This window comes from Paenibacillus rhizosphaerae, from assembly GCF_014192015.1.
Classification (GTDB): Bacteria; Bacillota; Bacilli; order Paenibacillales; family Paenibacillaceae; genus Paenibacillus_AQ; species Paenibacillus_AQ rhizosphaerae.
The window spans coordinates 36,421-62,267 of the sequence record NZ_JACHXJ010000003.1 but is presented as its reverse complement, the minus strand read 5'-3'; the positions used below and the strand labels follow the sequence as shown (position 1 = coordinate 62,267).

General features: G+C 51.6%; 25 protein-coding genes. 22 read left to right on the top strand and 3 right to left on the bottom strand.

What is annotated here, in order from left to right; genetic code table 11:
* Positions 1–116 precede the first annotated feature (116 nt).
* The 5 genes from FHS19_RS16920 to FHS19_RS16900 all read left to right on the top strand — a co-directional run bounded on the left by FHS19_RS16920 (position 117) and on the right by FHS19_RS16900 (position 5,192).
* Complete coding sequence (locus FHS19_RS16920) at positions 117–1,613, top strand: alpha-L-fucosidase (protein ID WP_183583063.1); 1,497 nt, start codon at positions 117–119, stop codon at positions 1,611–1,613.
* 237 nt (positions 1,614–1,850) lie between these two features.
* Positions 1,851–2,207 (top strand): VOC family protein, encoded by a 357-nt coding sequence (locus FHS19_RS16915; RefSeq protein WP_183583062.1) that lies wholly within the window; start codon positions 1,851–1,853, stop codon positions 2,205–2,207.
* A gap of 66 nt (positions 2,208–2,273) precedes the next feature.
* The gene (locus FHS19_RS16910; RefSeq protein ID WP_183583061.1) at positions 2,274–2,792 is read left to right on the top strand and encodes a P-loop nucleotide/nucleoside kinase family protein; all 519 of its coding nucleotides are present in this window, start codon (positions 2,274–2,276) and stop codon (positions 2,790–2,792) included.
* Positions 2,793–3,053: 261 nt separating this feature from the next.
* Positions 3,054–4,529, top strand: a complete 1,476-nt coding sequence (locus tag FHS19_RS16905; protein WP_183583060.1) for an FAD-dependent oxidoreductase — start codon at positions 3,054–3,056, stop codon at positions 4,527–4,529.
* Positions 4,530–4,595: 66 nt separating this feature from the next.
* The gene (locus FHS19_RS16900) at positions 4,596–5,192 is read left to right on the top strand and encodes a TetR/AcrR family transcriptional regulator (RefSeq protein WP_183583059.1); all 597 of its coding nucleotides are present in this window, start codon (positions 4,596–4,598) and stop codon (positions 5,190–5,192) included.
* A gap of 124 nt (positions 5,193–5,316) precedes the next feature.
* Here the strand turns inward: FHS19_RS16900 and FHS19_RS16895 are convergent, their stop codons facing one another.
* Positions 5,317–6,321 carry an aminoglycoside phosphotransferase family protein gene (locus FHS19_RS16895; protein ID WP_183583058.1) on the bottom strand — a complete coding sequence of 335 codons (1,005 nt, stop codon included), beginning with the start codon at positions 6,319–6,321 and terminating at the stop codon, positions 5,317–5,319.
* A gap of 182 nt (positions 6,322–6,503) precedes the next feature.
* Between FHS19_RS16895 and FHS19_RS16890 the strand changes: the two genes are divergently transcribed.
* The 15 genes from FHS19_RS16890 (at position 6,504) to FHS19_RS16825 (ending at position 19,564) form a co-directional block, all read left to right on the top strand.
* Positions 6,504–7,520 carry a response regulator transcription factor gene (locus FHS19_RS16890; RefSeq protein WP_183583057.1) on the top strand — a complete coding sequence of 339 codons (1,017 nt, stop codon included), beginning with the start codon at positions 6,504–6,506 and terminating at the stop codon, positions 7,518–7,520.
* Entirely contained in the window at positions 7,517–9,355 is a 1,839-nt protein-coding gene (locus tag FHS19_RS16885; RefSeq protein ID WP_183583056.1) for a cache domain-containing sensor histidine kinase, read from the top strand. The genes FHS19_RS16890 and FHS19_RS16885 overlap by 4 nt, the downstream gene beginning before the upstream one ends.
* A 120-nt stretch (positions 9,356–9,475) precedes the next feature.
* Positions 9,476–11,005 (top strand): extracellular solute-binding protein, encoded by a 1,530-nt coding sequence (locus FHS19_RS16880; protein WP_246426713.1) that lies wholly within the window; start codon positions 9,476–9,478, stop codon positions 11,003–11,005.
* Positions 11,006–11,092: 87 nt separating this feature from the next.
* Positions 11,093–11,989, top strand: coding sequence for an ABC transporter permease (locus tag FHS19_RS16875; RefSeq protein WP_183583054.1), 897 nt, complete (start codon positions 11,093–11,095; stop codon positions 11,987–11,989).
* Positions 11,990–12,856 (top strand): carbohydrate ABC transporter permease, encoded by an 867-nt coding sequence (locus FHS19_RS16870; RefSeq protein ID WP_183583053.1) that lies wholly within the window; start codon positions 11,990–11,992, stop codon positions 12,854–12,856.
* A 38-nt stretch (positions 12,857–12,894) separates the two neighbouring features.
* Positions 12,895–13,608 (top strand): glycerophosphodiester phosphodiesterase, encoded by a 714-nt coding sequence (locus FHS19_RS16865; protein WP_183583052.1) that lies wholly within the window; start codon positions 12,895–12,897, stop codon positions 13,606–13,608.
* 316 nt (positions 13,609–13,924) lie between these two features.
* On the top strand, positions 13,925–14,191 hold the full coding sequence (locus tag FHS19_RS16860) for a CD3324 family protein (RefSeq protein ID WP_183583051.1): 267 nt from the start codon (positions 13,925–13,927) through the stop codon (positions 14,189–14,191).
* A 146-nt stretch (positions 14,192–14,337) separates the two neighbouring features.
* Positions 14,338–14,553 (top strand): hypothetical protein, encoded by a 216-nt coding sequence (locus tag FHS19_RS34935; protein WP_246426667.1) that lies wholly within the window; start codon positions 14,338–14,340, stop codon positions 14,551–14,553.
* On the top strand, positions 14,550–14,891 hold the full coding sequence (locus FHS19_RS34930) for a GNAT family N-acetyltransferase (RefSeq protein ID WP_246426666.1): 342 nt from the start codon (positions 14,550–14,552) through the stop codon (positions 14,889–14,891). Before FHS19_RS34935 ends, FHS19_RS34930 begins: the two co-directional genes overlap by 4 nt.
* A 126-nt stretch (positions 14,892–15,017) precedes the next feature.
* The gene (locus FHS19_RS16850; RefSeq protein WP_183583050.1) at positions 15,018–15,515 is read left to right on the top strand and encodes an RNA polymerase sigma factor; all 498 of its coding nucleotides are present in this window, start codon (positions 15,018–15,020) and stop codon (positions 15,513–15,515) included.
* The gene (locus FHS19_RS16845; RefSeq protein WP_183583049.1) at positions 15,505–16,500 is read left to right on the top strand and encodes an anti-sigma factor; all 996 of its coding nucleotides are present in this window, start codon (positions 15,505–15,507) and stop codon (positions 16,498–16,500) included. The genes FHS19_RS16850 and FHS19_RS16845 overlap by 11 nt, the downstream gene beginning before the upstream one ends.
* 279 nt (positions 16,501–16,779) lie before the next feature.
* Positions 16,780–17,406 carry a hypothetical protein gene (locus tag FHS19_RS16840; RefSeq protein ID WP_183583048.1) on the top strand — a complete coding sequence of 209 codons (627 nt, stop codon included), beginning with the start codon at positions 16,780–16,782 and terminating at the stop codon, positions 17,404–17,406.
* 66 nt (positions 17,407–17,472) lie between these two features.
* The gene (locus FHS19_RS16835; RefSeq protein ID WP_183583047.1) at positions 17,473–18,471 is read left to right on the top strand and encodes a phosphotransferase enzyme family protein; all 999 of its coding nucleotides are present in this window, start codon (positions 17,473–17,475) and stop codon (positions 18,469–18,471) included.
* 77 nt (positions 18,472–18,548) lie between these two features.
* Positions 18,549–18,830, top strand: coding sequence for a DUF2798 domain-containing protein (locus FHS19_RS35515; RefSeq protein WP_312887252.1), 282 nt, complete (start codon positions 18,549–18,551; stop codon positions 18,828–18,830).
* 173 nt (positions 18,831–19,003) lie between these two features.
* Positions 19,004–19,564, top strand: coding sequence for a sugar O-acetyltransferase (locus tag FHS19_RS16825; RefSeq protein ID WP_183583046.1), 561 nt, complete (start codon positions 19,004–19,006; stop codon positions 19,562–19,564).
* A gap of 115 nt (positions 19,565–19,679) precedes the next feature.
* Here FHS19_RS16825 and FHS19_RS16820 read toward each other — a convergent pair whose 3' ends face one another.
* Complete coding sequence (locus tag FHS19_RS16820) at positions 19,680–22,256, bottom strand: Ig-like domain-containing protein (RefSeq protein ID WP_183583045.1); 2,577 nt, start codon at positions 22,254–22,256, stop codon at positions 19,680–19,682.
* 253 nt (positions 22,257–22,509) lie between these two features.
* On the opposite strand from FHS19_RS16820, the gene FHS19_RS16815 reads away from it, so the two are divergent.
* On the top strand, positions 22,510–23,316 hold the full coding sequence (locus tag FHS19_RS16815; RefSeq protein ID WP_183583044.1) for an AraC family transcriptional regulator: 807 nt from the start codon (positions 22,510–22,512) through the stop codon (positions 23,314–23,316).
* A 77-nt stretch (positions 23,317–23,393) separates the two neighbouring features.
* On the top strand, positions 23,394–24,191 hold the full coding sequence (locus FHS19_RS16810) for a TetR/AcrR family transcriptional regulator (RefSeq protein WP_183583043.1): 798 nt from the start codon (positions 23,394–23,396) through the stop codon (positions 24,189–24,191).
* 77 nt (positions 24,192–24,268) lie between these two features.
* Here the strand turns inward: FHS19_RS16810 and FHS19_RS16805 are convergent, their stop codons facing one another.
* A complete protein-coding gene (locus FHS19_RS16805; protein ID WP_183583042.1) occupies positions 24,269–25,816 on the bottom strand; it encodes an MFS transporter in 1,548 nt (515 codons plus the stop codon).
* Between the last annotated feature and the right edge of the window lie 31 nt (positions 25,817–25,847).

Sequence of the window (25,847 nt, the reverse complement as noted above, 5' to 3'; positions counted from 1 at the left end):
TTTATCCATAGATAATTTTATCCAACAGAAGGTTAGGATTCTATATTCATTCATCGCATGAGGATTGCTAGGATTAAATCAATTCCTAATTCGAACTAACAAAGGAGGCAATATCGATGAACTGGAATGAAATCGCCGCAGGCCCCTATCAACCTACCCTTGAATCGCTCCGCCAATTCGAATGTCCGGAGTGGTTCCGGGACGCCAAGTTTGGGATCTGGTCACACTGGGGCGCCCAGTCCGTACCGATGTACGGAGACTGGTATGCACGGAACATCTACATCGAAGGTTCGGAACAATACCGTTATCATATTCGTCACTACGGGCACCCATCGAAGTTTGGCTATAAAGATCTTGTGCAGCTGTGGAAAGCGGAGGCGTTTGATCCGGATGCACTTATGGACTTATACACGGCAGCCGGGGCCAAATACTTCGTAGCGCAGGCGATGCACCATGATAACTTCTTCAATTATGATTCTAGCATTCATCGCTGGAATTCGGTCAATATGGGACCCAAAAAAGATATTGTTGCTCTGTGGAAGAATGCCGCTGCACGGCGTGGACTGCCTTTTGGTCTAACGGAGCATCTCGGCGCCACATTCAGCTGGTTCCACTGGAATAAAGGCAGCGATAAGCAGGGACCCTTTGCGGGCATCCCTTATGATGGGAACGATCCGGCGAATGAAGATTTGTATCTGCCCAATCAGGAACACCATCAAGGAAGGATACAGGTTGATTCGATTGCGCCTTGGTATACATCTAATCCGTGGTGGCATCGTCACTGGTTTTCCGTGATCAAGGAAATCATTGACAAGTATCAGCCGGATCTGTTGTATTCAGACGGCGGGCTGCCGTTCGCACCAGGCTACTGGGAGCGGCCGGAGCTATCTCTGGATGATCCTGCTTACGAGGCTGGCCTCCGCGCTGTCGCGCACCTGTATAATACCAGCGCGGCGATCCATGGCGGCGTGAACCGTGCGGTCTATAACCAGAAGGATCGGCGCAAGGAAATATATGCGATAGGCGTGCTGGATATCGAAAGGAGCCAAGAGCCCGACATTAAGCCCGAGCCGTGGCAGACTGATACATGTGTAGGAGACTGGTTCTATAATGTGCGGTCTGTCTATAAAAAGCCGGGGCACGTTATCGAAATCCTGGTCGATATCGTTTCTAAAAACGGCAATCTTCTCTTGAATATTCCGCAGAAGCCGGATGGGACGATCGACGAGGAGTGCACGTATCTCCTCAGAGAGATGGCCGAGTGGATTCGAGTTTGCGGAGAAGGAATATTTGGCACCCGCCCGTTCCGCGTGTCAGGAGAAGGTCCTTCTCAGGTGGTCATTGACCACTTCACGGAAAACAAAGTGGAATGGACAGCGGCAGATTACCGATTCACGCAGAAGGGGAATATCCTCTATGCCTTTCAAATGAGCTGGCCGGAGGATCATCTCGCCGTCATTCGATCGTTGACGCCGGCCGACAAAGTAAAGTCCGTGCGGCTGCTGGGCGTGGGCGATGTAGCGTTCGAACAGCCTTACGGAGCTTTGGTTGTTTCCCTCCCGGAGCATAGGCCGACAAGTTATGCTCACTGCCTGGCTATTGAGCTTGGATAACAGTGCTTGATGATCAAACGAAAGACCAGCATCGCTGGCTGAGTTAGGCATATGATCGGTATAAAAATTTAATACTCGTTGGATTACGCCCTGCGGCTGTTATAATGATGCCGAGGGGCGTTTTTTATAAAGAGCTCAGAAGGTATAAAGCTTCAGAGGCTAAACATCCTGATCTCTGTCTTCTTAGAAAGTACGTCGGTAGATGTTTTTCTTATCATAGTTGGGGAGATGATGACGATGAAATCGCTGAAGTTAAGACCTTTTGTTCCGTCCGGTGAGGATTATCCGCTTGCCGTGCGGTTCTATGAGGATTTGGGATTTGAAAAGATGTTTACCAGCGATGAGCTCACGATTTTCCGGATGGACGAAACGGAGTTCCATTTACAGAACTATCAGAACGCTGAATTGCAGATGAACTATATGCTGGAACTATGCGTTCAGGACTTGGATGCGTGGTGGAGCCATCTTCAACATTCCGGTGTCATCGGAAAATACGGCGTTAAAGTAAAGTCCCCTGAAATGCAGCCGTACGGCAGACGCGCCATCCATCTGCTGGATCCCGCCGGCGTGCTCTGGCATATAACCGAAGTGTGATCCCAGCTGATTGGACAGGGTTAGACGGAGCCGAAGGCTTTTTTGTAGAAAGGAGGATGGCTACATATGGATGGAGATACGAAGCAAATCTATCTGATCTCCGGACCGCTCGGGGTCGGAAAATCCACCACGTCGAAAGAATTGGCGCGGCTCGTGGAACGCTGCGTGCTGATCGAGGGCGACGATTTACTCCACCTGTATATGACGGAGCCTGCGCCGACATGGGAGGAACGCTTAAGTTTAGCTTGGATGAATATTCTATCGGTCACCAGAAACTTTATCCAAAGCGGTTATCATGTCGTGATCGACTTTGTCGTAGAGGATGAATTCGAGTGGTTCTGCCGGCATATTGCGGATTTAAACGTACAGCTCAAATATGCGGTACTGCACGCAGACGAAGAAACGATAACGGAGCGCCTCAATAAGCGGGGGGATATTCATTCATTGGACCGTTCGCTGTTTTTGCTAAATAAACTGAAAACAGCGGCAGTCAATACGGATTATCTTGTGGATACGAATCAGCGGGATCCGGCCGAGATTGCCGCGGGAGTGATCCAAAACAACAGATTTTACGTCCATATTTGAATGTAACGGAAAGCGCGGCTAAACAGCGGCTGCCGCAGCGATAGACTGCCATTATCAAGTCTTCGCCGGCCGCCGTTTTGTTGTGTCCGAAAGTGTCTGATAAGGCAGCTGCTGATGCCTCGAAAAAGGGGTTGACAATAACTGTTAATCGCCGCATAATAACATTGACTGACTGAGTCAATCTAAAATTGTAACACATCATATTTTTTTGAATTTTTATCGACTGAATGAGTCAATCTAAAATTAGGGAGGAATCATTTTATGGTTAACAAAGCGATCACAAGCAAGGCTATCGTCATCGGAGGAGGTATGGCGGGACTCATGACCGCACGCGTGCTCTCGGAACATTTCAAAGAGGTGCTGATCGTCGAAAATGATGCCTATCCGACAGGGCCGGACGTCCGGCCGGGAACGCCTCAGGCATTCCATCCGCATCGCTTTACGCCGCGGGGGAAAGCGGTCATTGAGCGGCTCTTTCCTGGCTATGAGCAGGATATGATCGCGAACGGCTGCCCGTCTTCACTGAACAAAACCGCGTATTTCATGAACCAGTACGGCACCCTGGAAATGAAGTACGACCGGGATGATCTTAAATTCAGCAGGGCGCTTCTGGAGTGGGTCATCCGCGAGCGGACGGCAGCCATTTCCAACGTGAAATTTCTGACGAGACACCAGGTGACGGGGTTGTTAACGAGCCCAGAAGGATCCGAGGTAATGGGGGTGCAAGCCAGAGATCGCGAGCAGTCCGGCAAGGAGAAAGCCCTGATGGCCGACCTGGTTATTGATACAAGCGGGCGATCTTCAAAGCTCTCGGGCTGGCTTGCGGACCTGGGCTACGAGGTTCCCAAGCCGGATCTGTTGAAGGTCTCGCTCGGATACAGCACCCGCCGCTATAAAGTGCCGCCGCATCTGACTCATTTAATCGATGAGTGGGACGTTATCAACATTCAAGGTCAGCCTGCCAGCGGTACGTATACGAGCGTCTTCTCCTTTATCGAAAACGAAACGGCAGAAGTGCTGCTCGCCCGTCCGGGCGGGAATTACCCTCCGACGGATGCCGCCGAATTCGAGCGCGCCTTGGAGCAGCTTCCGAGCCCGAAGATTGCGGAAATCGTCCGCGATTTTGAACCGATCGCCTCACCCAGACCTTTCCGCGTCCCGGAATTGTACTGCCATCGATACGAACAGATGCCGCGGTGGCCGCAGGGCTTACTGGTTCTGGGCGACGCCTACTGCATTTATGACCCGATTTTCGGCCAGGGAATGACGGTTGCGGCGATCTCTGTTGACATTCTGGAGGCGTGTCTGCGGGAACAGCGGGCTGAGAAGCGGCCCGATTGGGAGCGCGGCGTGCTTCGCCGAATCAAAGAGGCCATCGAGCCGGCGTTCTGGCTGAACTGTACGGCCGATCTCCGGTGGGAGGGAGTCGAATACGATGGGGCGGACTCGAGCAAGGAGAATGCCTTCAGCCGCGAATATATGGAACTGTTCCTCAGGTATGCCGTCACCAAACCCGATTGGAAGTTCTATGGACTTTATTGGGCGGTCAATACGTTATCGGTATCTCCCCGAAACATTTTCAATCCTGAAACCGCAGTCCAGGTGTTAACCGCTTCGGAAGAAGGCAGGAAGCTGCTCTCCAGTCTTACGGCGGACAACGGCCAACCCGTTGAAACGATTCTTGAAGAAATGCTTCCACGGTTCCCGGAATCCCCGTTCGAGCTGGTCAGACGATAGCGATAGTGAAGATGGATTTGATATACTGATAGAAAACGGTAGCTTCCGGCAAAGGGGTACTTGACATTGGCACCATTAAACGAAGAGCAATTGCACCAAATTCGCGATGAACGAAAAGAGCAAATCAAGGCGGCAGCGCTTCAGGTGTTTGCCCGCAAAGGCATCCTCAGCGCAAAGATGAGTATGATCGCAGAGACGGCAGGCATCAGCAACGGGCTGCTGTACCATTATTTTAAATCGAAGGACGAATTGTTCACGTCGCTCGTTCAAGAGGCGATGGCCGAATCGGAAGCGGCGCTGCGCAGTGTTTATGACATGCCGGGAACGCCGCTCGAGAAAATCAAGGCGTTAACGGCGGAAATCCTCAATGAAGACGGCACTCCATACTTCATGCTGATCCACCAGGCAGCCACATCCGACGGGGTGCCCGAACAAGTGAAGCAGCTTCAGCAGAAATATTCTATGGATACGTATGTGGATATGCTGCTGCCGTTATTCGAAGAGGGCCAGCAGGCAGGGGAATTGGCGGAAGGGGATCCGCGTGAGCTCATCGCTAGTTATTTATCCGTCCTCTCCGGTGTGATGGTTATCAATTCGAATGGAAGTAAAGTGTATCAAATTCCGAAGGCCGACATGCTGATGCGGCTCGTTGCCCGGAAATAAATCCAGTCTGTATATCGGAAAAAAACTCTTTCCTACCTGCCTATCAAGGCGGCTGGAAAGAGTTTTATGATGTGTTTTCCTTATTCAGAAACAGCAATTCGTTTCCAGCCTCTAGCGCTTATGCTTACCCGGCTCCATACTGGGCGAGATACTGCGGATACGAGCGGAGATGGACTGCTTTGGCCCTGCGCTGTGCCTCTTCCCGATGTTCCGGGACCCCCTCCGACTCGACGTAATCGGCCAGCACGTCAATGACGTCGTCCAGCAGTTTTGCCCGAAAATAAAGCTCAAGCCGCTCGGTAACCGCAACTCCTGCGGCCGCCAGCACCTTTTCCCTCCAAATCGGCCATGATGGATCATGCTTTACCGGCCATAACATAACCGAGTAGTCCATCGCCGCATCTCCCTGGCCGGAAAGATCGTCCCAGTCGATGATCCGAAAGCCATCCTTGCCGCAAGTCAGCACGTTGTTTCCGTTCAGATCGTTATGAACCACATCACGCGCAGGGAGCCCAAATGCCGGGGTCTGCCGGACGGTTTCCCTCAGCCTGCCGATCTCCTCTCCGAACCACGAAATGGTCTCATCCGACACAAAATCCCGCAGCAGCTCACGGGATGCGCGGATTCCCTCCAAGTCTTCCGTCAACCTGGATATGTACTCGTCTTCAAATGCATCCGCATAAGTGCGGGCTTCCGCTTCAGGCAGCATTCCGCGGAGAATGCCGTCGCGATGCAGCTTGGAGGCGGTCTCGATGACGCCCTTCAGAATAGCCTCAGGATTTGGCGCTTTCGCGAGCGGGACCGCATCCTCGATATATTCGAACACCAGGCCGTACGGATACCCTTCTACGATCTCGCGGTCAATCCTATGGACCAGTTTGGGTGCGGCGTAATGTTCGGCAAGATAACCGCTGACGCCCGCCCACTGCTGCAGCCGCTCGCTTCGGTCGGGCGAAGCCAGTTTAACGTGAAGCCCCGTGCAGCCGTCCGACAAGCGAAGTGACAAATTGCCGAAGCCTCCGGGATTATAGATATATGAAGCCTGAATATGATTGGGGTCTAGGCCGATCGCACCGGCGTTCGCCGAGGCCCATTTTTCGATGATTCGTTCTGCCAGTCGTACATTCATAACAGCTTCCTGCCTCCTCGCTTTTTTTGGTATATACCGGACATTGTAGCATGGATTGGCTGCGATGACCCGGCCGTCAAGAAGCAGGAAAAAACCATTCATTCACGAATGGTTTTTTTAGATATCAGAAAGGATATCCCAAGCATCTTGGATAATTGCCAACAATGGAGGTTTAGCGCAAAATGTACACCGTTCTGATCGCCGAAAATGAACCGTGGGTATTAAAAGGAATCGTCCAGATGGTGAAGACGGCCGGGGAGGAATTCGAGGTCGTCGGAGAATGCAGCAACGGGGAAGAAGCGTGGAGCATGATCCAAGAAGTATGGCCCATGCTCGTTATCACCGATATCATGATGCCCGAACTTGACGGGTTATCTCTGATCAAAAGAATAGCTGAGCATCGCGTTCCGCTCGTATCAGTCATTATTAGCGGATACGACAATTTTCAATATGCCCAGAAGGCGATGTCGTATGGCGTGTCGGACTATTTGCTGAAGCCGGTAGAATTTGAAACGCTGACCGAAGCATTAAACCGATCGAAGGAGAAGCTGGAATCGCTGAAGGACCTGAACGATTACATGGTCAAGTTTCAATCTTTACTGGATAACAGCCAGGGCTTGGCGGTCGATGCCGTGATGCACAAGCAGCGCCAATTCATCGAGTCCATTTTAAGGCTGCATGTCCTGAACAAAAATGCCCGGGTCGGGCTGCTGAACATGATGGAGCACAAGCTGAAGAACCTGATGAATGAATTCGGCTTGGATTTCACAGACGTTCCGAAATATCAATCAGGCGACGATCCGTCCATCCTGAAATATTACATGACGCTGCTGGAAACGTGGTACCTCGGATATCCGGGAACGCCGAAAACGAGCATGCCCACGGCCATTGCCGAGTCGTGCCGGTATATCGACGCCAATTATAAAACGAGCCTGTCGCTCACGGACATGGCGAACCGGACGAATTTCAGCGTCTCCCATTTCAGCGCGCTGTTCAAAAAGCATACCGGCAGCTCGCTCGTCAGCTACGTCAACCGTCTGCGCGTTGACGAGGCCAAAAAGCTGCTGCGAACGACCTCATACGCCGTATCCGAAATTGCGGAAATCGTCGGCTACTCGTCGACGCCCTATTTTACGCGGGTATTCAAGGCACTTTCCGGAGTGGCGCCCCTCGAATACAGAAAGAGGATGGGATCATGAAATGGAGCCATTGGCATTACCGCTTCTCGTTCAAGACGAAGATCCTCGGTCTGGTGCTGTCGGTGAGCTTTGTGTCCATTGCTCTGATGGCAGTTTTTACATCTTACTACTACACGGAATCGGCCAAAGATGATTTCTACACGATCGCTCAGGACTCGACCGCGCGAATCAATCATCAGCTTGACCGGTATTTTACGCAGATGGCCCAATCGACCTACGCTTCGATTGCCGGTCCATTGCCCTCGAATTCGCTGCTGGGCGACAATCCGGAAAGCGGGCTTCTTCAGAAATGGCTCATCAGCGGAGAGAACTTCAACCGGGAACAGGAAGCGCTTGTCGAGGGCATCATGTCCAAATATATCGCGATCAACTACTCCAACGTCCTGGGCATCGTTCTCCGTTCGCTGGACGGCCGGCTGATTTATTCGAAAGATCATTCCCTGAGCCATCCGATGATTGAATCCTCGCCTTGGATGGTGGGCCCCTTATCCGATCAACTAAAAATCGTTCCCTCCTATTACCGCCATGAAGATGCGGCTGTGCCCGCATACCCTTATATTACGCTCATCGTCCCTGTATTTGATCCGAATTCGCTTAAGCTCATCGGCAATCTGAATATCGCTTTATCGATTACGGAAATCCAGGATATTCTTGGACAGACGAGACTCGGGAAAACAGGATATTTTTTTATCGTCGATTCGAGCGGCGAAATTGTGTATCACCCGGACGTAAGTTTGGCAGGCCGGCACGTGGAGGACACGGCTCTGGGCGCCCTTCCTCTTGGTAAGCAGGATGCCGTCATTGAGCGACACGGTGAGAAAATTCTGATGTCCGGCAACCGCTCGGAAGTGACCGGCTGGAATATGGTGGCCTCCGTTCCTATGCACGAGATGGCCAGCGGCCTGGACTTCGCCCGCAAAGCTACGCTGTGGGTGATGACGGGCATTATTGCGTTATCGCTGCTCTTTATTCCCAAGATGGTCGGCCAAGTGGTCCAGCCCATTCTTCATCTGCGGAATCTGATGAAGCGCGTGGAAACAGGCGATACCAAGGTCAGTGCGATCGTGATTCCCGGCAGAGACGAGATTCAGCAGCTGAACGGGAGCTTTAATCAGATGACGTCCAGGCTGAATGAGCTTATTCACACCGTCCATCGTCTGGAGATCAATGAAATGAAGCTGCAGCTGCGGCAAAGGGATGCGCATATTCAGGCGCTTCAGAACCAAATCAATCCGCATCTGCTGTACAATACGCTGGAAATTATCAAGAGTATCGCTTTTATCGAGAAGGTGCCGACCATTGAGACAATGGCGACCCGCCTGGCGGGCGTCTACCGGTATACCTCGAAAATGCCCGGATCGGAAGTGATGCTGCGGGATGAACTGCGGAATCTGAACAATTATCTGGATATCATTCATATCCGCTTTGATCATTTTCACAGCAGCATCTCGGTGCCTGAGTCCTGCATGGACTGCCGCATGATCAAGCTGTCGCTGCAGCCGATCGTGGAGAACAGCGTGAAGTACGCGGTCGAACCCAAAAACGGCCATGCCCAAATTACGGTGGAAGCTTATGAGCGAGAGGGCGACCTCGTCATTGACGTTACCGATAATGGGAATGGATTCCCCGAGGAAGACCTGGAGCGGATTATGCATCGAATGGAGCTGGTGGAGCAGCAAGCAGAGCCGTTCGCCCAAGAGGAATCGGTTGGCATCATCAACGTACATGCCCGAATGGTGCTGAAATACGGTCCATCCTACGGCGTCCGCGTACAGTCATTACCGGGGAAAGGAAGCGTCGTCACGCTGAAATTCCCGAAAAGGATAAATCCATGATCGGAAATTCGGATAAAAAGATCATCATTTTGTGAAAAAGTGGCCCCTGTCGGCAAGATATATTTGAAAGGGAAGAGGACAAAATCCAATGGGTAATGGAGGTCACCTGAAGTGAAACGAATGCTCTCAATCATCCTGGTTATGAGTCTCGTATTTTTAGCGGTCGTTGGCTGTACATCCGCTGGAACCGAGGATACGGGGACGGCGTCTGGAACGAACGGAGACAAGGACAAGCCGAAGAAGATCAAAATCGACATGATGATTGCGTCATGGAAAGGCGGGGGCTGGCCGGACAACAACCATCCGATCATCAAGTACATCGATGACAAATTCAATGTAGACCTGCAAATTCAGTGGGTGCCGAATGCTAATTTTTACGAAAAGCTGAACGTGATCGCAGCATCCGGCAAACTGCCCGACGTCATGCGGATCGATAGTCCAAGCCAGTATCTGAAATGGGTGGAGGAGGGCGTATTTCAGGACTTGAAACCCCAGCTAGCCCAATATTCTCATTTGCAAAGCATCGCAAAACCGGAAGAATGGGCGCTGCTGAACCCGAAGGACCAAATCTTCGGCATTCCGATCTATGCCACGGCCCAAAATACCATTTATGTCCGCAAGGACTGGCTGGATAAGCTGGGCATTCCCGTACCGTCCCCTGATACATTCACCATCGATCAATTTTATGATATCGCCAAAGCTTTCACGACCCAGGATCCGGACGGCAACGGGAAGAACGATACCTTCGGATTCTCGGCGCTTGGCAACGCAAGCCTGCTGGGCATGCCGGAGCTGTTTGCACCATTTGGGCTCGCGAATGGCTGGAAGGAGGAGAACGGCAAACTGGTTCCGATGCAGGTCCAATCGGACGAATGGAAGGCGTTCCTGACCTTTATGAGCCGTGCATATAAAGAGGGCGTGCTCGACAAAGATTTTGTTACGAATACGAACTTCAACGAAAAATACGCGCAAGGCAAAGTGGGCTTTGCCGACATGCATTACCAGTTCAGCCAACAAACCAATCAGCAGCTGCAGACGATTTCTCCTGGAGCTAAATTTGTGGAGCTGGCGCCGCCGATGGGCAAGGACGGGATGCGGGGAACGTCCACGCCGACGAGCGGAACGATCAAAGTCGTCCTGAGCAAGGACGTGGATGCCGAGAAGCGGGACCGCATTCTGCAGTTGTTTGATTGGTGGGTATCTCCGGAGGGAGAAGACATCCTGAAGAATGGGATTGAAAATATCCATTACAAGAAAAACAGCAGCGGAGCCTATGAAATGACCGATGAGTTGAAGGCCGAAGGCGAGGGGCGGCAAAGCCTCTTGTGGAACTGGGTACTGCGGAACAATTCCAATACGTTCAACACGTACAAGTGGAGCGATCCCACATGGGCCAAAGAAATGGAGCAATCCATTAATAACGCTGGAAAGTATCCGTATAAGAACGCATCCGATGCCTATCTGTTCTCGTCCAATACGTACTTGGAGAAAGGGACGGCGCTGGACGACAGCTTCCACAAAACCGTCATTGAAATCATCGCAGGCAAAAAGCCGGTGGAGAGCATCGATGAAGCGATTAAGGAATGGAAGAGTAACGGCGGAGACCAGATTATCGAGGAAGTGAATGCCGCATACACGGCGAATCCATAACGTTCGCCTGAAGGTCCCGGGCGGCTGCGGCCGCCTGGGGCTGTTTATTTCCAGGCGGGCTTTACAGCGAGTTGGAGGGTTGAAGACATGAAAGCGTACTGGAAGAGGGCATTTCCCATCTATCTCATGATCCTGCCGGGTCTGCTCTATTTTATCATTTTTAAATATATCCCGATGTTCGGGATCTCGATCGCCTTTATGAAGTATAGTCCCTTCAAGGGAATAACGGGGAGCGAATGGGTAGGTCTTCACTATTTTCGCAGACTGTTTGCCGAAGGCGATTTCCTGCTGCTGCTCAAAAACACGCTGCTGCTCAATTTACTGGATGTACTGCTCTTTTTCCCGGCCCCGATCCTGGTCGCCCTGCTGCTGAATGAAGTGAGAGCGAGACGGATCAAGACGGCGATCCAAACCATTCTGTATGCGCCTAATTTTATTTCCTGGGTCGTGATCGTCGGGATTACGATCGTGCTCTTCGCCACCGGCTCCGGAGGCATCAATCAACTATTGGGGGACTGGGGGTTGGGCCCGATTGAACTGATGACGGATCCGCGCTACTTCCGGTGGGTGTGGCTATTTCAGAACATTTGGCAGGGGGCCGGCTGGGGAGCGATTATATTTCTGGCAGCTTTATCGGGCATCGACCCGACGCTGTACGAAGCGGCTATGATGGACGGCGCGAACCGCTGGCGCCAGGTATGGCATATTACGCTTCCCGGCTTGCGGGGCGTCATCGTCGTCATGTTTATTTTGCGGTTCGGGCATATGATGGACCTCGGTTTCGAGCATATTTTCCTGCTGCAGAACCCGATGAACCAAGAAGTGTCTGAGGTGTTTGAGACTTTTATATATAAAAAGGGTCTGATCGAAGGCGATTACAGCTACTCGACGGCCGTCGGTTTATTTAAATCCGTGGTCGGTTTGGTGCTGGTATGGGGTGTGAACCGGCTCGCCAAGAGATTCGGCCAGGAAGGGGTGTTTTAAATGCGGCAGGCAAAAGGCAACGATCTGTTCTTCACGTGTCTCGTATATTTCATCCTTATCCTGGCGGCCGCGGTCGCGATTTTCCCATTGTTCTATGTGCTCGCGGTTTCGTTCTCGACGGAGTACGAGTATTTAACGCGGGGATTCTTCGTTATTCCGAAGCAGTTTACCCTGGACGGTTATTTGTATTTACTGGCCCATCCGGGCTTTACGCTTGCATTCCGCAATGCGGTGATCATCAGCTTGGGAGGGACGGCGCTGAATATCGTGCTGACCTCCCTGATGGCCTACGGGTTGTCCAAGCGGTGGCTCAAATTCCGGAATTCCATGAATTTTATGGTGTTTTTCACGATGCTGTTCTCAGGGGGCATGATTCCGACCTATTTGGTCGTCCGATCGCTCCATCTATTGGACAGCTTCTGGGCGATTTGGCTGAGCTCGGCGATTGCCGCGTTCAACGTTATTGTGATGAGGAGCTTTTTTCAGTCCATGCCGCTGGAACTGGAAGAATCGGCCCGAATCGACGGGAGCGGCGAGTGGCGCCTGTTTCTATCGATCATCGTGCCGCTGTCCATGCCGGTCATTGCGACCTTTACGTTATTTTATCTGGTGAGCAACTGGAATACGTATTTTTCCGCTATTATATATTTAAACGATGCAAAACTCATGCCGCTGCAGGTATTTTTACGGCAAATGCTCGTTGAGGATGACCCTACCATCTCCAACGCGTCCAATGTATTGTATAAATATACGCCTGCAGCCAAAATGGCGGCGATCATGTTAACGGCGCTGCCGCTGCTGGTCATTTTCCCCTTTTTGCAAAAATACTTTAACAAAGGGGTTATGCTCGGTTCGATCAAAGGATGAGGGCAGCAACAAAAATTCGGATCATGAGGTGAAGACAGGTGAATCATCAACCAAAGTACGTCGCCCATCGGGGGCTCAGTATGCAAGCGCCTGAGAATACCGTCGCGGCTTTTGAGCTGGCGGGCCGATCGGGGTTTTGGGGCATTGAATGCGATACCTATTGCACAACGGACGGCCGCTGGATTGTCCATCATGACCGAACCGTCGACCGGATGACGAACGGAACGGGGAGGACGAAGGATTTCTCATATGCCGAGATCCGCGAGCTGAGCATCACCGCGGGAAACGGGATCGGCGATTATTCCGGCCTGCAAATTCCGACGCTGGAGGAAGTGCTGTCCGTATGCGTCAAATACGGCATGAACGCATTCGTCGAGATCGAGGAATATCACCAGGATCGCGATCTGGAAAGGCTTGTTGAGCTGGTTCGCGGCTCCGGCATGATGGGACATATGAGCTTTATTTGTTTCAATGCCAACGATTTGCTGAAGGTGCGTGCCATCGATCCGGCGGTGCCGCTCGGCTTTTTATCGGCGAAGCCGCCGAGCGAAGCGGACCTTGAGTTCATCGGCCGGCTGCAGCCTGCTTTTCTGGATTACGATTACCGTTCGACAACGCCGGATGACGTGCGAAACTGCAGCAAGGCCGGCGTTGACGTGTCGATCTGGACCGTAAACGAGCGGGCGATTTCACGGCCGTTTGAGGAGGCGGGTGCGGCATATATTACGACGGATACGATTTTGTGGGATTGAAGTAGGATTCTAGACTTCTAATTATAAAAAGGAATCCACAGACATCATGTGGAAACTAGAATAACAGCAGGATGAATAACCGAAAGAGAGGAATATCGCGATGATGGTGGTTCAGGACCTACTGAATCCAAAAGCTTACCCGATGCAAAGTTTACAACGTTGCTCCATGCAGAGTCTATATGACAAACAGCGGCGGTTGTTTTGCATGGAGCCGTATCTATTAACCGCATCATGTTCAGATCATTAGCAGGATGTTTGTCATGCAGGCTTTGCTACCTTACCATCTTAAATTCACTTAGATGAAAGGGCGAAGCCAATGAAATATAGATCTGCAAGCGACATTTTACCGGAACAGCTGCTTCAGGAAATTCAAAAATACGTCCAAGGCAGGACGATCTATATTCCTTCTTCGGAGGATGGCCGCAAAAAGTGGGGCCAGCTTTCAGGACAGCGGGACTATTTGCGGAAACGCAATTTAGAGATCAGACAATCGTTCCGTAAAGGACTCGATGTGGAGCAGCTCTCCCAATCTTACTGCCTAGCTGAAGAGACGATCCGAAAGATCGTATACCAGAAAAATTAATGCCAAGGGCTTGCGTGTCATCAACAACCAACGCGAGCCCTTTTTGTATCCTAAAATGGTTATATGTATTCTCTGCATATTCTTTCAAACCGCCGGCCGATATACTTTACGGTAAAAGAGAGAAGGCTTTATGAGGAGGGTCCAACATGGCGGAAATAACGGTTGAATTAAGCAGGCGTGATACGCAATTGATCATCTATAATCTTTACCCTCTGTATCTTCACGATTTAGCGGGGATCCGTAACGTGCTTCCCAATCGATATGGCGTCTTTGAAGACAGCGATGCTATTCAAACGCTTCAGCAGCAAATGCCCGAGTTTGATATTTGGTGGGAAAAAAGGAGTGTCTCTTTCCTTTTTTGATTCGGGTCAACGAAGTGCCCGCAGGTTTCGCATTGATTGCCACGCCGCCTTATGTGGAGGATGACAGCGACTTTTTGGTGAATGAATACTTTATATTACAGCCTTTTCGGGGTCAGGGTGTTGCCGAGCAGGCTATTACCCAAATATTCAACCGGTTTCAAGGAGAATGGCTGATCTACACGACCCCGACCGAGAGGAATGCAAGGACCATTCATTTTTGGCGGAAAACCCTCGCGCATTATACGAACAACAGGTTCACGGAAGAGGACAAGGAATTGCGGGCTGAAATCGGGGCGGCGAAGGTGTTCAATTTTACAAATAAGTGGTCCGGCAGCTGATCGACAAGATCGGCTGTTTTTTTGTTCAATCAAAAGCAATTGCGACCCAGAGGAAAGATCTTTTTTGCAGCGCCTGTATACATATGCACCTGCCCAAACGTCGTACTGCTTGGAGGGAGGTTGAAAGTGGATAACGAGCAGATGCTGCGGCTGATGCAGGATAAAATGAAACAGATTCAACGGTACCTGATTCGCCTGGGGGCAAGCAGAGCTGACGCCGAGGATATCGTCCAGGACGCCGTATATAAAGGTCTCCTGTATATGGATTCCATCGGGCCTGACAAGTTTTCGGCGTGGCTTTATCGGGTCGCCCTCAATCGATATTACGATATGCTGCGAAAACGCAAACGAATTGAGATTTCGATTGAAGAAACGACTGTGGAAGGTAGTGAAATTCTAGAGGAAATCCTGCTGCGAAAGGAGCGGAGAGAAGAGATCGAAAAGGTGATGGAAGAACTGGCTCCGATCTATAAACAGCTGCTTATTGTAAAATACGAACTAGGTTTTAGCTATAAAGAAATCTCTGAACTCGTAGCCATTCGTGAGGAGAAGGTGAAGACCTACTTATATCGGGCACGCAAGCTATTTCAGAAAAAATATGGAGGACTATACGATGGACGATAACGAATCTAGCTTTGAAGATGGGGCGAAGCTGGCGGCTTTAGTCAGGAAAGCCCGGCGCAGAACGATCCTAAGAAACGCAATCATATCGTTGGGAATTACGCTATTTATCCTTGCGGGAGGGTGGTTTGCGAATTTACAGCTGCAGTACAGGAGCTCAGTACATGCAATGCGTGACATTGAGATGCTTAAAGCGATCAGTGGTCCCAATCAGTATATCATTAGTTCCCAAATTAACTACGGCTTTCTTCACGGTACACTCGAATACCGAACATATAAGCTTGTTGAGGGTATGCCGGTCATCTGGGGTGAGGAAACTTACGGATTTAGTTCCTGGGGAAGTTTTTCCCGGCCACCCGGTAACTATTCTGACATCTCGCTTCTGGACCCAGATATGGAGGCTAAAGGATTTCAATATTCACGCCCCTATAACCCCTATAATGGTGAGAGAGAGATGCTGTTCTATCTTCCGAGCGTAGAATACGCGAACTACCTTAATGAACTTCCGCAGCTGAAGGACATGGATGGACGGAAGCGGGTTGAAATGGGCATTTCTTTTGATAAAAATTATACGGTGGAGCAGATCAAGTCGATGCTTCCGCCGGGCGTCCATCCCGTGTGGTATTGGGTAGACACTTATTCGGATATGAAGCCATATACGGCCGCTAAAATGCCTGATGGATCCGTTGTTGATCCGTTTCCCGACTGGACGAGCAGCGTATACGGTTTTGGAGTTCAACCGGATAGTGATGATATTTCAGAAAAGAACTTTCTTGAATCGCTGGAATACGGAGTGCATCACAATCGAAAATATAAGCAGGAATTCAAGCGGATTTACGATTATTTGCGCAAGGATAAGGAACAACCGGAAATAAGTGACGTGCATCTCTTTGGCGTTGTCGTGACGGGAAAGGCTGAGAGCCTAAAGCAACTGCAGGGCCAGAAGTATGTTAAAGCAGCCGTGATGGGTGCAACCGTCGACAGATGAATGAAATAAGCCCGTGTCGGAAGTCATGCATCGCGGTGTCTTTGCCGATAAAAGACTTCATGAATGCTTTGGATGAAGCGGAGCTGCTGCACAAATCGACCGACCCTTTCTTTGCCAAAAGAAAGCAGACCAGAGCAGCTGATCCCAGCGATCGGCTGCTTTTTTATAAACTATGTTGAACCACTCTAACGCACAATATGGTATAATCTGGGATTAAGGTGACATTTAAATCATGTATAACCTGTTTTTCTAGGCAGGAGAACACCTTGGGGAGGTACCATGCGCTTAAAAGCATGCATATTGATCATCTTTTTCGTCTTAACGGGATGTATTGCAGAGAGCAAGGAGACGACGTCACCTGAGAGGGAATCTATCCCTACCCAAATAAAGCTGGTGCCCGTTGATTTGTTCAAGGGGGAAGCAGCCAAGTTCAAGCCGTTCCTAGGTCAAATGTCCGGTGCATTTAAACTGAAATATGAGGGGAGCAAGCCAAACGCCAAACTGGATATAGACATCTGGAAGGACGGGCGGAGAGTAGATTCAGTAGGCTCGATCGGAGATCTGTTTTACAGTCCGGATGAGCAGAAGAATAACGAGGTAGAAGTAATCGTATCCATTGACACGGTATCCAATGAAGAGAAGGACGAAACCTGCATCATTAAGGTAGCCAATGTTGATCGCTCGGGATCAGGCCTAGTCACATTTCAGATCCCCTGGGATAAAAAGCTGACGGCCCGAGGATTGATCCAGGATGCAGAAACGCGTACGTTTACAGCGGATCAGGCCGTGCATGTATTTGGCATGCAAGCCACAAGTTCCAATACCATCCGTACATCGGATCTTTCAACGGAATCGTTAAGCCAAACGGAGTGGGCACTCGTATTCACCTTACGGCTTGAAGAATAAAAATCTTTAAGGCAAGGTTCCAGTGTGGTTCTTAATTTTTATAAAAATGTGGATTACCGAGGAGAAATGATGGACCCCAAAATAAAATTAATGTTCCTAGATGGGCATGCCGCAGAAGGCGCCGCCTGGTTCGGTGTCAACCCTAAGGAACTGACTTTCATCGGAGGCTTTCAGAACTTTATTTATTCCTACACGAAGGGTAAATCGAAATATATTCTCCGGTTCACACCGAGCACGCTTCGTACATATAAAAGACTTGCAGCTGAGATCGAATGGATACGTTATCTTTCGGCAAATGGACTTTCTGTTTCAGAACCGGTATCTTCAGTGGCCAGCAAAGACATCGAACGGGTGCATGGAAATACGATGGATTTCTACGTAACGTCATTCAGACACGCGGTTGGTCGTAAAATCGGGTACCCGGAGTGCTTAGGAAATGCCATGCTTTATGAACAATGCGGACGCATCACCGGCCGTCTTCACGAACTGTCAAAGCGTTATAAGCCAACGCTCAAAAGACATACTTGGAAGTCTAATGAATACCTCTTGCAGGCCAGAAATGTTCTACCCTCAGAGCATCAACCGGTTCTTCTGGCCCTGGATGAGCTTAAAGCACAGCTGGCTGTCTTGCCTGTAGCTGAAGATCATTTCGGTTTGATTCACGGGGATATCAATGTCGGGAATTTTATGGTGGATGAAGCAGGAGAAATCACGCTTTTCGACTTCGACGAATGCCAGTACAGCTGGTATGTCGAAGACATTGCCGTACAGCTGTATTACTTGCTGTATGTTTTTGGTGAAGATTCAAAATCCGAACGGAAGTCACAGTTTGAACTTTTCATTAAACATTTCGTGCAAGGTTATACCGAGGATGGCCGTAAAATGCCTGATGGCTGGAAAGACCATCTGCCGCTCTTCCTTAGACTGCGTGAAGTGATTGTATTCGTCGGTATGCACCGAAGCTGGGATTTAAGTGAACCGGACGTTTGGACCCGCGACTTTTTGAGGGATAGTCGGATGCGAATAACAAAAGGAATGTCGTTGATCGACGAATTTAAGCTTTAAACTTTCATAAAAAGTTCACTTATGAAGTAAGCCCCCTATCGCTGCTATACGATGAGGATACAAAGGGGGATTAGTAAATGGCACAACATATCCACGCAGAAAACAGACTGCCCAGAAATGCAAAAGAAGGCATCCTGTTTTTACTCATCGTTTCCATCATATCCGTAAACACGATCGCTCCGATCATTACCGGATTGGAACGCGGCTTCAGCAAAGAGGTGTATCTCGACACCTTAAAGGTTATTCCGTTCATGTGGATCATCGTGATGCTGTCGGTAAGGCTGATTGCGGGACCGATTGTCGGCAGGCTCCTGCCCAAATTCGTAGGGATGGCGGACGGATTCAATGCGCGAATTTGATTCAATACGATGTTAAACGTCACCGTACTCTCGATCTGGCTGTCCATCATCGGAACCTGGGTGGGTACAAAACATATCAGCCTCGAGCCATTTTACAATTTTCTTCATATTTGGCCAAGGAACTTTGGCCTAGCCTTTTGGATTGAACTGCTGATTGCGCAGCCTATAGACACATGAAAACAGAAAAACAAAAGATGCTGGACGGCGAATTGTACGCCGCTGCTGACCCTGAATTGACGCGGGAGCGGGCATATGCCCGGCAAATGACCCGTATGTACAACCAGACGGCCGAAACGGATGAAGCATTGCGGCTGAAAATCCTGAAGGAACTGTTGGGTTCAACAGGGAACTTCCTGGCGATGGAGCCCAACATCCGCTTTGACTATGGCTACAATATTCACGTCGGTGAACATTTCTACGCCAACTTTGACTGCACCATTCTGGACGTGTGCGAAGTGAGAATCGGGGACAACTGCTTGTTGGGACCCGGGGTTCACATCTATACCGCGACTCACCCGGTGGATCCGTACGAAAGGATCAAGGGGCCGGAATACGGCAAACCCGTAACGATTGGCGATAATGTGTGGGTTGGCGGGAGGGCGGTCATCAACCCGGGCGTAACGATCGGCAATAACGTCGTCATCGCTTCCGGAGCGGTCGTGACCAGGGATGTTCCGGACAACATGATCGTCGGAGGCAATCCGGCGAGAGTTATTAAATCGATAGAAGCCTAATTTGCGGTAAAGAAAAGAAAATCGCCCGAGCGGAATCAGCCGCCGGGCGATTTTTACATCCGGAAAAAGGGTCATCTCAGAGGGACGTCCACGTGCATATCCCGTCTATTTAACTCTACTTGCTTATCGGAGAAAAGTGATCCTCGAGCTTGACGTTGGAGAATTTGGCAAAGTTTAATTGCTCGATCGCATTGGCCACATCGTTGCTGTCCACGGCAAAACCGACATAGACCGAATCCTGCATCGCGATCGTTCTCTCACCGATTGGCGTCCATTCTTTGCCGTCCGTCGATCCGTAAGCGTAGAAGGTGTCGCCGTTCCGGCCGAGTTTGAGCCAGTAGCCCTGCTCGATGCCGCCGATTTTGAACGGAATGTCGGGAACCAGCTGAATACCGGCTTCTTGTGCGCTGGATGCGCTGTCCAATGTTTCGGTCAACGGATCAAAGCCTGCGCCCTGCTGATCTCTTCCCGTCAGATAAGCCGACCAGCTCGTGTCTTTGGACAGCTTCACCCAGGATAATCCTAGGGCTGCAGCGGCACTGTTATCCTTCAAACCATCGCGGATCATCAGTCCGGCAAAGGCATGATTGTCAACGGCTCCGATGGCCTCCAGCTTTGCGGTGAACTCCATATCTCCGGTCATTTCCTGATATACAAAATGGAAATCGTCTTTCGCAGCATCGGATTCAGGCGATTGCTCGGTGCTCCCTTCGCTTGTTCCCAGCTTGCCGTTGCCTTTAACGGTGATTACGCCGTCCGTCAGACTTCCTGTTCCTTTTATGTCCGGACGGCCGATATCCGCCGATGTCCAGCCTGCATCAGCCAGCGTACGTGGGGCCGTATTAACATGGACGGTGGCTGCGGTCGTTTGGGTCGCACTTCCGTCCGTGTCCGTCACTTTGGCGGAAATATTGTAGGAAGCATCCTGAAGGTCCTTGATGGTGTATACATAGGCGCCGCCTTTTTTCACCGCGTCACCAAGGTACTGAGATCCGTTGTATACGGCCACATTCTTGATTTTGTTTCCGAATTTGGAGGAGGCTTTGACGTTGACCTCCATGTCCTCTCCCAGAGCAAACTGCGCATTGTTCGCCGGCGCTGCAAGCGTGGCATCCGGATTTTCGGCTGCATGGTCCATGTCGGCCAGGCTGTTCAGGTACAGCTCAAGCCAGGTGTAGCCCGTGTCGGTTACCGTCTTATATGCATCCTGAATGCCCCAGATGCTGTTTTTCTTTTCCCACTGGTCGTCGATCCCGTTCAAATTCGTATCAAAATCGGCGCCACGCTGCTCCTCAATGACACCGAATGGGGAGACATACCCGCCAACCTCATTTTCGGTGTTGATATATCTGCCGAGGCCCTGCTCCACTTCTGCGACGATTCTTGCGTCGATGGCGTCGCGGCGCGGGTAGGTAGCTCCAGCCTTTTGCAAAATAGCCTTCAGCAGCGGTTCGTTCGCTTTTTCCACGCCATGCTGCACGTATTCATCAAACGCTGGATTGGTTACCCCGTGATTGGCTCCCGTGCTGTCCGCAGAGAGATACGGTTTAGACGCAAAGGTTGTGATCTGGTCTCCGCTGGCGTCACCCGAGCTTTTCACCAATGGGGACGATCCGTCCAGCCATCCCGTAAGCTTGCCGTTGATCCGGTTTCCGGCGATGTAGAAGCCGCCAAGCTTTTTGGATTCGCCCGCATCGATGACCCGATCGATCACATTATCCCGTGTGCCTGGACCGGCGATTTCGATATTGTTCATATAATTCGTGAAGGTGAACCCTCCACCGTAGGTGCCGTTAAAGCCCCAGTTATAGATCACGTTATTGGAGAGCTGCACGACCGCCACATGATCGGCGTCCGCTGCGCCGGCATATCCGCCGCCGAGCCTCGGGTTCCGGGAAGTATGGCTGGCATACAGATTATGATGGAACGTGGTTTTGTCCCCGCCGGCGATGCCGCCGTAGCCGTGTCTGCCTTTGGAATGCCCGGACAAAGTGAGGCTCTCCGAAATGAGGGACCATTGGACCGTACCGTTTTCGCCCCTGTACAGCGACAGCGTTTCATCGGTATTCCAGCTGAAAGAGCAGTGGTCAATGATAAAATAGTTGTTGTCCCTGCCCCAGAGCGCATCCATCGAGTCGCTGCCGTTGTACACGTTGGTCGCCCCCGGCCTGAAGGAGAGATACCGGAGAATGATGTTCTCCGAATTGCTGATGTTGGTATCCCAACCTGCGAGGGTAATGCCGTTGCCCGGTGCGGTTTGCCCGGCGATGGTCAGGTTCTTAATGTTTTTGAACAGCAGGGAGCTTTCCAGCTCGATTGTTCCGGATACGTTAAAAACAATCGTGCGGCCTTCTTTCGGGGTAGACATAATCCCATATCGAAGCGATCCCTGGACCGGTTCTTCGTTAGTTCCGTAATCCTCCAGGTTGGTAACGATATAGACGTCGCCCCCGCGGCCACCGCTCGTATAAGCTCCGCCGCCTTCTGCGCCTGGAAAAGCGGGAATCGATGCGCCCGCAAACTTTTGCTCATCCGCCGATTGGGCCAAAACCGAGCCGGAATGAGGCATCCCCACAAATGGAAACGCTACCATAATACTCAACACAACAGCCATGCTTTTGAATCCTTTGTTCTTCTGCTTCATCCGTTTGCCGTGTAACATCAATGCACCCCTTAACGTTCGATTTGTCATTCGATCACACTTCCTCCCTTCAACGGAATATGGAGCAGGAAGCCCGGCGGAATGCTGTGTCCTCCGCTCCACCTGGGCCGCTTACTGCTATTACTTTAAATCTTTTAGGCTGTTTTTACCTGCCAAAAACCAATTTTTTTGTGCCAGAAGTTGCGCCTGGTGCTTGTGCAGACACGGACATCCATATTATCTTTTTCATAACCAACCAAGCTTGGCTGCCAGGGTTCACATCAGACCGAAACGGGGGATCGCAATGAAAATCAAATACCAGCACAGGGACCCGCAGTTTCATTTATTCATTTCCACCAATAATACTTATCCTCTGCATCTGCATAAAAACGTCGAAATCGCCATGGTCCTGTCCGGAAACATCCGTGTCCACATCGATCAACAAGAGTACGTCCTCTCTGAAGGGGACATGGCGATCATTTTTCCTAATCAGCCGCACGGCTATCAAACAATAGACCACAGCCGGATCCTGCTGATCTTCTTTGACGCTTCATTTCCGGGGGATTATACGGGGGATTTGCTTCATTATGTTCCGAATGATCCGGTCGTCCCCAAGCATCCGGTCGTCTCCGGCACCCTGACCAGCTTGTACAAACTGTACCGCGAACCTGGCGACAGCCGATTGCTCAAGGCGTATATTTCGGTATTATTAGGACATGTGCTGCCGCTGTTGTCCCTGAAAAGGGTGGATTATACGAAAGATATGGATCTGTTTCAAAAAATCCTCGCTTATATCGACCATCATTTTCTGGAGGCCATCAACCTGGACACACTTTCCAGAGACCTCGGGATCAGCAAGTTTCTCATTTCGCGGATTTTCTCCGAGCAGATTCATGTCTCATTCCGCGACTATATCAACGGACAGCGGGTGGCCTATGCCCATATGCTGCTGCTGTCCACCGCCGATCCGGTCACCGAGATCGCGTTTGACTCCGGATTCAACAGCTTGCGTTCATTTTACCGCGTCTTCAAGAAGGAATACGGCATGACCCCGAACGAATTTCGCCGAAGCCTGCTGGAGGGGATGCCGAAGAACGAATCGGCTCAATAAGAGAAATTGTGATATACTGTTTATATGATAAACACTTTTAAGTATGACGGTTTTTGGACGACTAGGGGGTAGATCTGATGAGTAGTGAAGAAATGACACCGGAAGAAGCGGCAAAGATGCTTCCTGCCGGCGCTGCGCTGGGCTGGGGACTGGTGAAGCCGCCGCAGCGGGGGCCCAAGCGGGAGATGAGCATCGACCAGATCGTGGCTAAGGCGATTGAGATCGCGGACCAGGATGGCCTCGCCGCCGTCTCGATGAACCGGATTGCGTCGGCACTCGGCTTTACCGCGATGTCCCTCTACCGCTATATCCCAAGCAAAGACGATCTGCTCATCCTCATGCAGGATGCGGTATGCGATATTCCGCTGCCTCCGGAGCGCCCACGGCATGAATGGCGGGAGAGTATGCGCGAGTATGTGCTGGGATCGGTCGCTATTTTTCGCAGACACCCTTGGTATGGAGATATGCCGATTCTCGGCATTCCGATCACACCTAACCATTTGCGGATGGTCGAATGGGGGCTTCAACCGCTGCGGGACATGCCCCTGGATGATTTTGAGAAAATGTCGATCGTTCTTCTGCTGAGCGGCTATGCCCGGAATTACGGGATGCTTCAGCGGGACATCGATCGGGCCGTTCAGGCCGGTTCGAGCGAGGAGGAGTTCAGCGGGATCAATTATTCGGCGGCGCTTCGGACGCTGGTGAAGCCTGAACCATATCCGAACCTGTACCCGATCGTCATGTCCGGAGTTTATTCGGGCGAGAATGAGGCTGAAAACACCGTAGGCGATGATTTGGAGTTCGGGTTAGAGCGGATGCTGGACGGGATCGAACAATTTCTGAATCGGAAAATCAGCGGCGGCGCCAACCGATGATGCTGCCGACGGATACAAAAGGCTGCTTTCCAGGGAAATTCCTGGAAGCAGCCTTTTTGATGTGGATGCCGCCGATCTTATGCAGCGGTATGAACGGCCTTCTTCGGGTCACGAAGCAGTACGAGCGTGACTGCGGTGGCCAGGAGCAGAATGACGCCGGAAATAAGGCAGGTGGCATGCATGGCGGTGATAAACGCCTCACGGGAAGCGTTCATGACCTGCGCCGCAGCACCCGCCGGCAAATGCAGGGCGGCGGCCGATGCTCCGGCAATGGTCTGCCCGGCTGCCTGGGCTGCATCCGGCGTGAGCCCCGAGGGCAGGAAAGGAGTGACCGCATGGCGGTAGATGGCCGCAAGGACACAGCCGAGGAGGGCAATGCCGAATGCGCCGCCGAGCTCGTTGGACGTTTCGATGAGGCCGCCGACGGCTCCCGCGCGGTCCGCCGGTGCGACGCCCACGACATAATCGGTGACGAGGGTCATGACGGATACGATGCCCGCCGCGACCAAGCCGGCGCCGACGAGCAGCACGGTCAGCGGCGAGAAGCCTTCCAGCCGGACCTGGGTCAGTACGCCGAATCCGGCTGCCGACAGGAGGAAGCCTCCGGCCATGACCCGCGGTCTTCCGTAGATTTGCGACAGTTTACCGGCGATCGGTGCCGCCGCTCCGACCACAACGGAAGGCGCCACGCTCCAGAGGGAAGCGACGAACGGGGAATATCCAAGAACCGACTGAAGGAACTGGGTATTGATGAGTGAGCTAGCCATGAGCGTAAACGTAGCGATAAAGTTCACGAGGATGGAACCGCCGGTCCGCCGCTCCAGCAGCGCACGGATATCGAGCAGCGGATTAGGGATGGTCAACTGGCGCCGTACGAACAGGACGCCGATGAGCAAGCCTGCTGCAAGCAGTGCGGCAGGAAGGACCGCCCAGCCGTCTTCCGCAAGCGTCTTCACGCCGTAAGTCACGGGAAGGATCGCGGCTAGAGCGAGAGTGGAGCTGAATACATCGATCTTGACTTTTGCCGTGCTGCGGGACTCCGGCAGCAAAAACGGCGCTATGATGAGCAGCAGGGCCATTGCGGGGATGTTGATGAGGAACACGGATCCCCAGGAGAAAGAGTCGAGAAGCAGGCCCCCGATAATCGGCCCGACGGTGACGCCGCCCGCCATGACGGCGCTCCAAATGGCCATCGCCTTCGTCCGCTGCGCCGGGTCCTGGAACATCGTGCGGACGAGCGCCAGCGTCGATGGCATGAGGGTCGAACCGGCGATCCCCAGAATACCGCGGGCCAGGATCAGCGTTTCGGCTGACTGGGCGTACGCCGCGAACAAAGAGCTAAGGGCGAATCCGACGGAGCCGATCATCAGCAGGCGCCGCCGTCCGATCCGGTCACCGACGGCGCCCATCGTCAGCAGCAGACCGGCGAGGATAAAACCGTAAACGTCGAAAATCCATAACTGCTCGGTGGCTGTCGGCAGTAAATCCGCGGCAATGGCCGGTGCTGCGAAGAACAGGACGGAGACGTCCATCGATACGACCATCAGCGGCAGACACAGGATGCAAAGCGCGATCCATTCTTTACGGCCGGCCGGTTTGGCCGCTGCTGGGGTTGATGTGTTCATTTAAAATCCTCCTTATTGTTTATGATATAAA